Genomic DNA, 12,246 nt, shown 5'->3' with positions numbered 1-12,246 from the left:
TCCTCAGATTCTTAGTCTAGGTAATCGCGCAGTACCTGGGAACGCGATGGGTGACGAAGCTTGGACATCGTCTTGGACTCGATCTGGCGAATGCGTTCACGAGTCACACCGTAGACCTTGCCGATTTCATCCAAGGTCTTAGGCTGGCCATCGGTCAGGCCGAAGCGCATGGCCACCACGCCTGCTTCACGCTCTGAGAGCGTGTCGAGCACCGAGTGGAGCTGCTCCTGCAACAAGGTGAACGAAACTGCATCGGCTGGGACTACTGCTTCCGAGTCTTCAATGAGGTCACCGAATTCGGAGTCGCCGTCTTCACCCAATGGGGTGTGCAAGGAAATTGGTTCGCGACCATACTTCTGGACTTCGACAACCTTTTCAGGGGTCATGTCCAATTCCTTGGCCAGCTCTTCTGGGGTTGGTTCGCGGCCCAGGTCCTGGAGCATCTGGCGCTGGACACGTGCCAGCTTGTTGATGACTTCAACCATGTGCACTGGAATACGAATGGTACGTGCCTGGTCAGCCATGGCACGGGTAATTGCCTGGCGGATCCACCAGGTGGCGTAGGTCGAGAACTTGAAGCCCTTGGTGTAGTCGAATTTCTCCACTGCACGGATCAGGCCAAGGTTGCCTTCCTGGATCAGGTCCAGGAACAGCATGCCGCGGCCGGTGTAGCGCTTGGCCAGCGAAACTACGAGGCGAAGGTTGGCTTCCAGCAAGTGGTTCTTGGCGATCTTGCCGTCGTGGATGATCTGCTCATAGTCCCAGCGCAAGCGCTGGTCCATCGAGCCGTCGTCCTTTTCCAACTTGTCAGTTGCGAACAGGCCCGCTTCGATGCGCAGAGCCAAGTCAACTTCCTGCTCAGCGTTCAGCAGCGCGACCTTGCCGATCTGCTTCAGGTAATCCTTGACTGGGTCAGCGGTCGCTCCAGCGACCATGACCTGCTGCTGTGGAGCATCATCGTCACCGGTTGAAAGGGTGAAGCCCTTCGAATCATCGTCAGACTTCGAGTCCTTCGAATCGGTGCCTTGCTCAACATCGTCATCGGCGTCAGCCGACGCTCCGGTTGATTCGTCTTGCACTGCAGTTTCAGCAGCGACCTTTTTAGTCCGAGGCTTGGCCTTGGTAGCGCGCTTCTTCGCTGCAGGGGCGGCTGCCTCGACCTCGGCCGCTTCAACCTCGGCCTCAGTTGCTTTGCGATTAGCGTTCGTCTCAGAAGATGACACGAATAACCTTTCTAACGATGCGTTCCGGATGCACCTGCCGGTAACACCACTATGACCCTGTCAAGTCCGATGGCGTTTAATCATTGACTAAACACCGAGGGCTGGCACATTGATATCAACGCATCAAGCCCGCCTAATGTTCCCGAAATCCGGAGATTTCAAGACATAGGCAATTCGAACCTAACCGGGTCTGTTGTCCCATTATCCATGAATTGCCACCAGGACACCACTTGAGACACTCCGGCTGTTGCTGCTCAACTGAAACTAGCACGCCATGCCCGCAATTGGTCGGTCGCCCATTCTGGCATGATTCCATGGGACATCAGCTTTTGCAGCAGCCTGGCCAGCTCGTAATTCGGGTTTTCCTCGACCGCTCGCCCCAACAGGCACAACGCCATGGATCCCCTGCCTCGCGCCCACTCGATCCACGCAAGAATGCACAGCAGGGCCTGCCGCGCGTTGCCTTCAGCAACGCCGAGCAGGTCTCTGGCGACCAGCCACAACCGGTCAATCCTCTGCCAGTCCGGAGCATGCCAACCACGTCCCAGCAAATAGTTGGTCAACGGCGCGGCGGCAGCTTCGCGATCCCCGCGCATCACGCCGAACAGCACATCCAGTGATGCTTCAAGTCCTTGACCAGCCAGGTACGGAAGAAGGTCACGCACGATTTTCACTTCCAAGGAACCCAGTAGCAATGCGGCATGCTCATGCTCATCGTGAATCCAGGCCCGGGCTTCTGGCTCAGCTAGGTCCATGGTCTGCAGCCACGCTTCCAAGCAGTTGACGACGTTGTGCTGCTGATTCGAGATGATCTTCAGGATCTCAGCAGCCTGCGGCCATTGCGGGATTCCGCTACCGTCCCATGGAATATCCAACGGAGCCGACCCGGCGAAGACCAACGACAAATGCGTTTCGTTCGTTTCCACCGGGCGCACGGGCGTCGGCTCTGCGTAATCATCGGTCGCGTAGTTCCAGACCACACGATCCTGCCGGCACCAGCTGTGACGCAGCAAGACCTTTTTGCTTGTCAGCCCCTGCTCTAGCTGCGCGACCAGATCCGCGTAGGGAATCCCGGAGCCGGCCGACGTTCCTTCGGGCGCATAGACCACCAGAACCACCCCTTGGATATGGGGCATTCGTTCTAGCAGACTCAGCAGCTGCGCGGTCCACGTCCCAAGCTCTGCAGCCGTGTTTTCCTCGGGCAGATCAACTCGCAAGGTCGCTTCCAGATGGTCCTCGTCTATCAGCATCAGCACGGCCGAATTCTGAGGATAGAAACCTAGGGCATGGGGCACATACGCCAAGATGTCCTCGCAACTGGACAGCGAGAGAGGGTGGCGTTCCGGTGTAGTTGTCATGGCTCCACGGTGCAACGCTGCGCTTGGCGCATGAGGTCAGAGGCTGCGAGCTGTGGAGAACCTTTCGGATCGCCCCGGTGCGGGCTTACTGCTCGGCGAGGAAGCGGCGTGCCTTGCGGCGTTCAACGACCATGAACACCATACCGAGCAATGCCATGGCGAACTGGACTGACAGGGCCACGCGGAAGGCCTGAAGATTGTAGAGCTCGCCCACCGAGCCGTTGGCCTTATACAGCATGTCCATGATGAATCCGATGACGTAGATCGTGACAAAGGCACCTATGAACCCGCCGGTGTTCACCAGGCCGGTGGCCGTTCCCAGCACCTGCGGCGGGTTGAACGTTCGGGCGAAGTCGAAGCCGATTACGGAGGCCGGGCCACCGGCGGCAATGGCGATCATCAATAGCACCAGAATCCATAGCGGGGCCTGCCCTGGCCAGAATAGGACGACTGCCCACATCACCAGGATTGAGCCGACAATGCCCAGGGCAAAGTTGGAACGCTGGCTGGCATGGCGCGAGGTCAGGGCGCCGAGGATCGGTCCCACCACGATGGAAACGACAACGAACACCGCCATCAAGCCCGATGCCAGCGCACCGTCTATGCCTTGGCCTTCGACAAGGAAAGGATAGCCCCAGGTCATCATGAAGGTGTTGATCATGAATGCCGTGGAGAAGTGGGTCCAGAACCCCAAACGGGTTCCTGGCTGTTTCCAGGCCCGGGCGATCCGCGAGCCGGTCTCCTGCTCCCCCTGGCCGGACCCTTCCCAGGTCCTGCCATTGCGCACGAAAGCGATCGTGGTGATGAAGGTGGCAAAAGCGAAACCGGACATGACCGAGAACGCCGCGGACCAGCCGACGCCCAGCAAGATCATATGGAAAGGAAAGAGGCTGATGAGCTGGCCGAGCTGGCCGAAGGTACCGGTGAGCTGGGTCAGCACCGGGATTCGCGAGCCGGAGAACCATAGGGGCAACAGCTTGAGCACCGATACGAAGACCATCGCATCGCCCATGCCAACCATGACGCGCCCGGCCAACCCCATGGGGACGTTGACTGAAATCGCAAGGAACGCTTGACCTGCGGCCATCAGCAGGGCGCCGCAGGTAATCAGGATGCGCGGACCGAATTTATCCAGCAGCAGCCCTACGGGCACCTGCGCGCCGGCATAGACAACCAGCTGCACGACGGAGAAGGTCGCCAAAATCTGCGCGCTGGCATCAAATCGTTCGGTGGCTTGGATGCCAGCGACGCCGAAGCTGGTGCGCTGCGAAATTGCAGAAATGTAGGCAAGAATTGCGAAGCCGAAGACAACCCACGACTTTGGTGAATTCAGATGGGCCTGGCTCACTGGTCGTGATCACCTGGCAACGGTTCGATGTGACCGTTTTTCAACCAATCTTCAGTGTTCTCAATGGCCGCAAGGAAATGCTCGGCGCTGGCGCCCAATTCCTCGGCATCCGCCATCTGCTCGTCTTCATCCAGCAACAGCGAGCGCGGTTCATGCTCTTTGGCATGCGCATCGAACCGTTCTTCGAATCCCTCGACCATTTGGCGAACATCGCTATTGGTTTCAAGCTGTTCGGCTAGCTGCTGGTCGACCAGTCGACCTGCCTCACGCAGCTTGTCCGTTGGCAAAGCCAGCTTCAGTGCCGCTCCTACGTATTCCAGCGTCGCAACGGCAACGGCCGGGTACTCGGATTCGGCGAGGTAGTGCGGGGTGTGCAGGGAGTATCCCACGACATCACGGCCAGCTTCGCTCAGGCGAATTTCGAGCAGCGAGGCCAGACCTGCTGGCGATTCCACCGTAGGGCTCCACGTCGAGATGTTCTCGATCAGATCCTTGCGGTTTCCATGTGCGGTAACGCCTACCGGGCGGGTATGCGGCACCGGCATCGGCAACGATGCGGTCCCCACAACCAGCGATACGTTGAAGGCTTCAATGAAGGAATGCAGTTCCGCGATCACGCGTTCCCACTTCAAGTCGGGTTCTACACCGGTGAGGAACCAGAACTTGCGGTCCATCTCATCGGTCATCAGGTAGATCTCCATGCGTGGAGCCTGGTATCCAGCGAAGTGGTCACCCAGGAAAGAGACCCGCGGGCGCTGGGAGGTGTAGGCGATCAGCTCATCGGCGTCGAAAGTGGCGAAGAGCTCCGAGTCGAGGCGTCCGAAAAGCTCGTTGGAGACCTGCGAATGGTTATGCCCGGCATCGCTGATGCTCTTCAGCGAGACGAACATGCCAAGACCTTGAAGGCGCGAGTCATCCAAGTCGTCTGCGACCAGCGTCATCAACGATTCCTTGGACATTTTCTCCTCATTCAGGGTCGGCATCCGGCAAAGCGGGAGCGGCAACCATCGGCTGGGACTGCACTTCAAGTACAGATCAATGGTCCATCTTATCGCTACTTGGCTTTCGCTCGCTGTGAAGTAACGCACGATGACGCGGAACCTCGGATAACCTTGGGGTAGGAGACGCACAGCCCGCCGGCATGACCTGTTCCGGAAAACCACAGGGGCTGTCGCGACCTTAGACCCTACAAAGGCATAGAAGGAATGATTTTGTGATCAACTCCAGTGATCTCACTTTGAGCGCCATTGGCGCCGACATCAAGCGCAAGAGCGCTGACACCCTCATCCTGGGTGTACTCAAGAACGGCGAAAAGGTGTCCATCGCGGCATCCCCATTCACCGCCGAAACCACCACTTCCCTGGAGCATTCGCTTTCAGCTTTGGGCGTTGCCGGGAAGGCCGACGAAATCACCGCGCTGCCAGGCGTAGACGGTGCCAAGACCAAGACCTTGCAGTTCATCGGCCTGGGCGTTGACGAGCTAGCTGATCTGACCGAGGAGAAGCTGCGCCGTGCCGCCGGTTCGGCTGCCCGCCAGCTGAGCAACGCCAAGAGCGCCATTTTCGCCCTGCCTGCTGACAGCGTGGAGCGCGTGGCCGCCATCGCAGAAGGCATCGCGCTGGGCAGCTACCGCTACGAGAACCACCGTTCGAAGAAGAGCGAGAAGCCGGTACTGGCCGAAGCCCAGATCGTCACCTCGGTAGCGACATCCAAGGACCTGCCAGCAGTACTCAAGCGCGCTGCCATCCTGGGCCGCGCAGTACGCGGCACCCGCGATCTGATCAACGCCCCAGCCAACGTGCTGTACCCGGAGTCCTTCGCCGCAGCAGTGAAGGACCACTCCAAGTCCCTGCCGCTGAAGGTCACCATTTTCGACGAGAAGCGCCTTGCTAAGGACGGCTTCGGCGGCCTGATCGGTGTTGGCGGCGGTTCGGTTCGCCAGCCGCGCATGGTCAAGATCGAATACGCGCCGTCGAAGGCCGCCAAGCACATCGCCTTGATCGGCAAGGGCATTACCTTCGACACCGGTGGCACCTCGCTGAAGCCTGCTGCCGGCATGCACGCCATGAAGTCCGACATGTCCGGTGCCGCCGCGGTTTTCCAGACCGTTGCCGCAGTCGCCGAGCTTGGCCTGAATGTCAAGGTCACTGCATGGCTGTGCCTGGCAGAAAACATGCCTGGCGGCGCCTCGACCCGTCCGGGCGATGTGCTGACCATGTTCGGCGGCAAGACCGTTGAAGTGCTCAATACCGACGCCGAAGGCCGCTTGGTCATGGCCGATGGCCTGGCAGCTGCCAGCTTGGAGAAGCCGGATGTCATGATCGACATCGCTACGCTGACCGGCGCCCAGATGCTGGCCCTGGGCCTGCGCACCGCAGGTGTCATGGGCGACAAGCAGGTCGCCAGCGACTTGGTTGCCGTCTCGGACAAGGTGGGCGAATTGGCTTGGGCCATGCCGCTTCCGGAGGAGCTGCGCCCGTCTATCGAGTCGCAGGTTGCCGATCTGGCGAACATCGGTGAGCGCATGGGCGGCATGATGACTGCCGCCGTGTTCCTCGAAGAGTTTGTCGGTGAAGTGGACGGCAAGAAGATCCCTTGGGCCCACATCGACTTCGCTGGTCCTGCGTTCAACGAAGGCAGCGCCTGGGGCTACACTCCGAAGAACGGCACCGGCTCCCAGGTACGCACCCTGGTTGCCTACGCAGAGCAGCTCGCTGCAGCAAACTAGCCGCAGCAACGCAGGACTAATGGCAGTTCCTGTGTCCTGGAACTCATCCCGGTATCGCCAGAACTATCTGCACGATGCCGGGATGAGTTTAAAAATAAGAGACATACCTGACTTTTAATGCCCCGAAGGTGACTGCAACCATTGGACGGTACTAAGGTAAGTTTTGAAACATCACCGTGGATTAATGGTGCGCGCCCGCATGTGTCACGCTCCAGGAAGTCCACACCCGATCCCCTGGTCGGCCTAAGCCGGCCTCACTAAGCGAATACGAGGGAGCGTTCACGTGGCCGATTCGGCAGCAACGCAAGAATTTGATGTCCTCATCCTCGGCGGCGGATCCGCTGGATACTCGGCAGCATTGCGCGCCATCCAGCTGGGCTACACCGTTGGATTGATCGAGAAGGAAAAGCTGGGCGGCACCTGCCTGCACACCGGCTGCATCCCAACCAAGGCTTACCTGCACGCAGCAGAGCTGGCCGAGAACGCTCGCGAGGGTGCCAAGTTCGGCATCAACTCCTCGCTGGAGTCGATCGACCTGGCTGGCGTGCGCAAGTACAAGGAAGACATTGTTGCTGGAAAGCACAAGGGTCTCCAGGGCTTGCTGAAGATGAAGAAGGTCAACGTTATCACCGGTAACGGCCGACTGGTCTCCCAGGATTCCATCGATGTTGATGGCACCGTCTACAAGGGCAAGTACATCATCCTGGCTACCGGCTCCACCTCCAAGACCATGGGTCTGGAAATCGGCGGCCGCGTACTGACCAGCACCGAAGCACTGAACATGGAAGACCTGCCAAAGAGCGCCATCGTGCTCGGCGGCGGCGTCATCGGTGTCGAGTTCGCTTCCGTATGGAAGTCTTTCGGCGTCGACGTCACCATCGTCGAGGGCCTGCCTTCGCTGGTTCCGAACGAGGACCCAGCCATCATCAAGAACCTGGAGCGCGCTTTCAAGAAGCGCGGCATCAAGTTCAACACCGGCGTCTTCTTCGAGAAGGTCGAGCAGGATGCTAACGGTGCCAAGGTCTCCCTGGCTGACGGCAAGGTCCTGGAAGCAGAGATCGTTCTGGTTGCAGTGGGTCGCGGTCCGGTAACCGAGGGCCTCGGCTTCGAAGAGCAGGGCATCACCATTGACCGCGGCTTCGTGATCACCGATGAGCGCCTGCACACCGGCGTTGGCAACATCTACGCAATCGGCGACATCGTTCCAGGCGTACAGCTTGCACACCGCGGTTACCAGCATGGCCGCTTCGTAGCCGAGGAAATCCACGGCATGAAGCCAACCATCGTCGAGGACATCAACATCCCGAAGGTGACTTTCTGCGAGCCAGAGATCGCTTCCGTGGGCTACTCCGAGCCGAAGGCCAAGGAGAAGTTCGGTGCCGACCAGATTGAAACCACCGAGTACAACTTGGCTGGCAATGGCAAGTCCTCGATCCTGGGCACCAGCGGCATCATCAAGATGGTTCGCGTCAAGAACGGCCCAATCGTTGGCGTTCACGGCATCGGCGGCCGCATTGGCGAGCAGATCGGTGAAGCCCAGCTGATCGTGAACTGGGAAGCTTACCCAGAGGACGTATCGCAGCTGATCCACGCACACCCAACCCAGAACGAGTCCCTGGGCGAAGCCGCAATGGCTTTGGCCGGCGCCCCGCTGCACGGTTAATCACGCTTTGGTCATACAGGCAGCGCGTTAGTTCAACGCGCTGCCTGTATGCACTAGGCTCGGAGGCAACGCCTCCCACCACTTTTCAAGCTTTATAAAACAAGGAGATACGGGACGATGTCTGAAACCGTAAACCTACCCGCACTGGGTGAAAGCGTTACCGAAGGTACGGTAACCCGCTGGCTGAAGCAGGTCGGCGACCGTGTAGAGGTAGACGAGCCGTTGGTGGAAGTTTCCACCGACAAGGTTGACACTGAAGTTCCTTCGCCGGTTGCCGGCATCATCGAGGAAATCTTCGTAGCCGAAGACGAGGACGCTGAAGTTGGCGCCCCACTGGTTCGCATTGGCGATGGCTCCGGCGCTGGCGAAGCTGCACCAGCAGCTCCGGCCGCTGAAGAAGCACCTGCCGAACCAGCCGCTGAAGAAGCACCAGCAGCACCTGCAGCCGAAGAAGCTCCAGCAGCTGCACCAGCCGCCGGCGCTGCTTCAGGCACCGAAGTGACCCTTCCAGCTCTGGGCGAGTCGGTTACCGAAGGTACCGTCACCCGTTGGCTGAAGGAAGTTGGCGAGGAAGTCTCCGTCGACGAGCCACTGCTTGAGGTTTCCACCGACAAGGTTGACACCGAAGTTCCTTCCCCCGTTGCAGGTACCCTGCTGGAAATTCGCGTTCCAGAAGATGAGACCGCTGAAGTTGGCGCTGTTCTGGCTGTTATCGGTGCAGCTGGCGCTGCTCCAGCTGCCGCCCCAGCCAAGGAAGAAGCACCAGCTGCTGCTCCGGCTCCTGCAAAGGAAGAGGCTCCGGCCGCTCCGGCTCCCGCTAAGGAAGAGGCACCTGCCGCTCCGGCCGCTCCCGCTCCTGCAAAGGAAGAGGCACCGGCTGCTGAGGCAACCAATGAGTCCGGCTACGTCACCCCACTGGTCCGCCGCTTGGCTAACCAGCACAGCATCGACATTGCTTCGGTGAAGGGTACCGGCGTTGGCGGTCGCATCCGCAAGCAGGATGTCTTGGACGCTGTTGCCGCCCAGGAAGCTGCTGCACCAGCTGCCGCCCCTGCTGCCGCCCCTGCTCCTGCCGCCGCGAAGCCAGCTGCTCCTGCAGTTGAGGTTTCCTCGCTGCGCGGCACCGAGGAGAAGGCTCCACGTATCCGCCAGGTCATCGCTCGCCGCATGCGCGAATCCCTGGACGTATCGACTCAGCTGACCCAGGTCCACGAGATCGATATGACCCGCATCGTGAAGCTGCGTGCTTCGGCAAAGGCCAACTTCAAGGCCACCAACGGCGTGAACCTCACTTACTTGCCATTCATCGCCAAGGCTGTTGCCGAGGGCCTGAAGGCACACCCTAAGTTGAACGCCGAGTACAACGAAGAGACCCAGAAGATCACCTACCACAATGCCGAGCACTTGGCATTCGCAGTCGACACCGACAAGGGCCTGCTGGTTCCTGTTGTATCGAACGCTGGCGATCTGAACCTGGCTGGCATGGCTTCGCGTATCGCTGATGTTGCTGCACGCACCCGCAGCAACAAGATCGGTCCGGATGAGCTCTCCGGTGGCACCTTCTCGATCACCAACATCGGTTCGGTTGGCGCACTGTTCGACACCCCGATCATCAACCAGCCACAGGTAGCCATCCTGGGCACCGGTGCGATCGTGAAGCGTCCAATGGTCGTTACCGACGCAGAGGGCAACGATTCGATTGCCATCCGCCACATGATGTACCTGTGCCTGACCTACGATCACCGTCTGGTAGACGGTGCCGATGCAGGCCGCTTCCTGCAGACCGTCAAGGCTCGCCTTGAAGGCGGCGCTTTCGAAGGCGAACTGGGACTGTAAAGATCCAGCTTTCGCTTTCGCAGCCTAGGTAGATAATCGCCCCTGTCGTTGCTTCGACAGGGGCGATTCTGCGTTTTCTACGATCAGTCGAAAATAGATTAGGCTAGTATCATGACTATTCTTCTTTCAATCCTGATTTTCGTGCATATCTTGGGTGCAGCAGCTATCTTCGGCGGCTGGCTTGCTAATTTCAAGACTCCAACCGTCTCCGTATGGCAGTGGTATGGCGCTATCGTTCAGGTCGTAACGGGTCTGGCCATGGTCGGTATTCTCGAGGCTGGCGACGGTTCGCCAAACCACATGAAGATTGGAATCAAGTCGCTGATTGCAATCATTATCTTGGTGGCAGCGTTCCTTGGCCGGAAGAAGATGAAGAACGGCGAGGAAGTTCCTACGGGGATCGCTCACGCCGTGGGTGGCATGGCCTTGATCAACATCGCCATCGCGGTACTCTGGAACTAATCAGCATTAGCATTGACGGCGGGAGCCGCAACCATCAGCTTGGAGCAAGCTGTGGTTGCACCTCCCGCCGTTTCGCTTTTAACGGCGCAATACCTTGCCAATTTTCCAGCGCTCGTCTTCCAGCACTAGTTCCACTTCGATGCGTTGCGGCTGCGCGGTCTGGACGGCGTGAACCGTGGCTCCGCGGGCATCCACGTAGCGGTATTCCTCTTGGGTAGAAGTGGCAGCAAGAATGACAGAGTCCCCCTGCCCACGCGCCGATACCGTGACGTCCGTGAGTCTCGTGCGCAATCCCGCAAATTCCAAACCCATTTTCCGAAGCTGATCGATTGTTTCGAGATCTCGTTGCAGCTGCTCCGCTCCTGAAGTGTAGAGCCCCTTGAGCTTCTCCCCCGCCAGCTGCCCCATCGCTTCATCGCGCTCTCTTGAAAGCGCGAGGAATGCAGAGATCACGGTGTCCCGATTCAAGGCACAAGCTGGAACGTGCGCCCCGTCTTCAATTCTGCAGCTTTGCTCTGCTGACGGTACTGCCGTAGCCGCAGTCGTTTCGGTGGCCACAGCCGCACGGAAATGATTGACGCCCACGAGGCTCCCGATAATAACCAAGGAGCCCAGTGCTGCGGCACCGGCCAATTTCACGGCCCCGGGGGTCCGGCGCAATCGATGGCTATGCCAGGAGTCATCGCGGCTGGGGCTTCGCTGCCTGCTTGCGGTATCGGCCTGGCGCTTGAAGCGCTTGTGCGCAGCATTCTGTTCCGCGGATGGATGGATGGTCTCCATCAGATGAGTAGCTTCTGGAGCTACATGCCCTTCCCAGCTGATGGGCTCTGCCGGACAGCTTGCGAACAACGTTCGAGCAAACTGATCTGCGGTCGGTCGTGCTTGCGGATCTGGATTCAGCGAATCGATCAACAGTTCATGAATGATCGAAGGGATTCCGGGGAACATCACGCTTGCCGGTGGACGCATCAGTTCCTCTTCGGGAATCCGTCCGGATAGGAGAAACCACAAGCAGGCGCCCAGCGAAAACACGTCCTGCTCTCCAACTTGGCTTTCCCGTACCCCGGCCTGCATTTCAGGGGCCATGAATCCTGGCGTACCGGAGCCGGTGAGCGCCTGCCGTGCTGAAGCTGATTCCTGGAAGTCAATGATCTTCGGCATTCCCTTGGCAGTGAGCAATATATTGGCCGGCGATAAGTCTCCATGGCGTTGGCCCTGCGCATGCATCACCGAAAGCGTCTGCGCGATGGGTGCCAGCGCGGTCACGCACTCCCCCAGGCCAAAGGCGCTTCGACTTGCCACAAGATCAGCCACGCTGCCACCGGGGCAATATTCCATAGCCAGCCCCTCGCCCAATTGTGTCGACAGGGTTCCGTAGAAATCAACGACATATTTCCTTGACTGCTTTACCTGCTCTTGGCGAAGCGAAGTGATGTTTTCCATAGTCAGGCTAAGTTTTAGCGTGAGGTATAACTGGTCGCTTTCCCTCCGGATCAGCCAAACTTTACACGGTGACTTGGAACTTAGCGGCCTTACCGTGACATGCCCGGGGCTTGTCGGCCACGCTAGAACATTCGTAGAATCATCCATGACTCCGTTGTAACCCAGAATCGTAAATTGCAAGCTGG

At 59.1% G+C, this 12,246-nt stretch carries 9 protein-coding genes; 4 read left to right on the top strand and 5 right to left on the bottom strand.

Translation table 11 applies throughout. The features are described from left to right. Positions 1–11: 11 nt before the first annotated feature. The 4 genes from ACIOTN_RS02925 to ACIOTN_RS02910 all read right to left on the bottom strand — a co-directional run bounded on the left by ACIOTN_RS02925 (position 12) and on the right by ACIOTN_RS02910 (position 4,888). Positions 12–1,223 carry an RNA polymerase sigma factor gene (locus ACIOTN_RS02925; RefSeq protein WP_105656768.1) on the bottom strand — a complete coding sequence of 404 codons (1,212 nt, stop codon included), beginning with the start codon at positions 1,221–1,223 and terminating at the stop codon, positions 12–14. A gap of 254 nt (positions 1,224–1,477) precedes the next feature. Next, on the bottom strand, positions 1,478–2,581 hold the full coding sequence (locus tag ACIOTN_RS02920) for a DUF4192 family protein (protein WP_105656769.1): 1,104 nt from the start codon (positions 2,579–2,581) through the stop codon (positions 1,478–1,480). A gap of 85 nt (positions 2,582–2,666) precedes the next feature. Beyond that, positions 2,667–3,929: a nitrate/nitrite transporter gene (locus ACIOTN_RS02915; RefSeq protein ID WP_105656770.1), complete on the bottom strand. Its 1,263-nt coding sequence runs from the start codon at positions 3,927–3,929 to the stop codon at positions 2,667–2,669. Next, entirely contained in the window at positions 3,926–4,888 is a 963-nt protein-coding gene (locus tag ACIOTN_RS02910; RefSeq protein ID WP_105661472.1) for a proteasome assembly chaperone family protein, read from the bottom strand. The genes ACIOTN_RS02915 and ACIOTN_RS02910 overlap by 4 nt, the downstream gene beginning before the upstream one ends. A 254-nt stretch (positions 4,889–5,142) precedes the next feature. Between ACIOTN_RS02910 and ACIOTN_RS02905 the strand changes: the two genes are divergently transcribed. The 4 genes from ACIOTN_RS02905 to ACIOTN_RS02890 all read left to right on the top strand — a co-directional run bounded on the left by ACIOTN_RS02905 (position 5,143) and on the right by ACIOTN_RS02890 (position 10,618). Further along, the gene (locus ACIOTN_RS02905) at positions 5,143–6,657 is read left to right on the top strand and encodes a leucyl aminopeptidase (protein WP_105661473.1); all 1,515 of its coding nucleotides are present in this window, start codon (positions 5,143–5,145) and stop codon (positions 6,655–6,657) included. A 283-nt stretch (positions 6,658–6,940) separates the two neighbouring features. After that, the gene (gene lpdA / locus ACIOTN_RS02900) at positions 6,941–8,320 is read left to right on the top strand and encodes a dihydrolipoyl dehydrogenase (protein WP_105656773.1); all 1,380 of its coding nucleotides are present in this window, start codon (positions 6,941–6,943) and stop codon (positions 8,318–8,320) included. A gap of 117 nt (positions 8,321–8,437) precedes the next feature. Further along, a complete protein-coding gene (gene sucB, locus ACIOTN_RS02895) occupies positions 8,438–10,156 on the top strand; it encodes a 2-oxoglutarate dehydrogenase, E2 component, dihydrolipoamide succinyltransferase (protein ID WP_105656774.1) in 1,719 nt (572 codons plus the stop codon). A gap of 111 nt (positions 10,157–10,267) precedes the next feature. Continuing rightward, positions 10,268–10,618: a hypothetical protein gene (locus ACIOTN_RS02890; protein ID WP_105656775.1), complete on the top strand. Its 351-nt coding sequence runs from the start codon at positions 10,268–10,270 to the stop codon at positions 10,616–10,618. A 78-nt stretch (positions 10,619–10,696) separates the two neighbouring features. On the opposite strand, the gene ACIOTN_RS02885 is transcribed toward ACIOTN_RS02890, so the two are convergent. After that, positions 10,697–12,241 (bottom strand): serine/threonine-protein kinase, encoded by a 1,545-nt coding sequence (locus ACIOTN_RS02885; RefSeq protein WP_105656776.1) that lies wholly within the window; start codon positions 12,239–12,241, stop codon positions 10,697–10,699. Positions 12,242–12,246: the final 5 nt, after the last annotated feature.

Source organism: Glutamicibacter sp. NPDC087661 (assembly GCF_044743275.1).
Classification (GTDB): Bacteria; Actinomycetota; Actinomycetes; order Actinomycetales; family Micrococcaceae; genus Glutamicibacter.
Note: the sequence above shows the minus strand (reverse complement) of the source record. Positions and strands in the feature narration are given on the sequence as shown.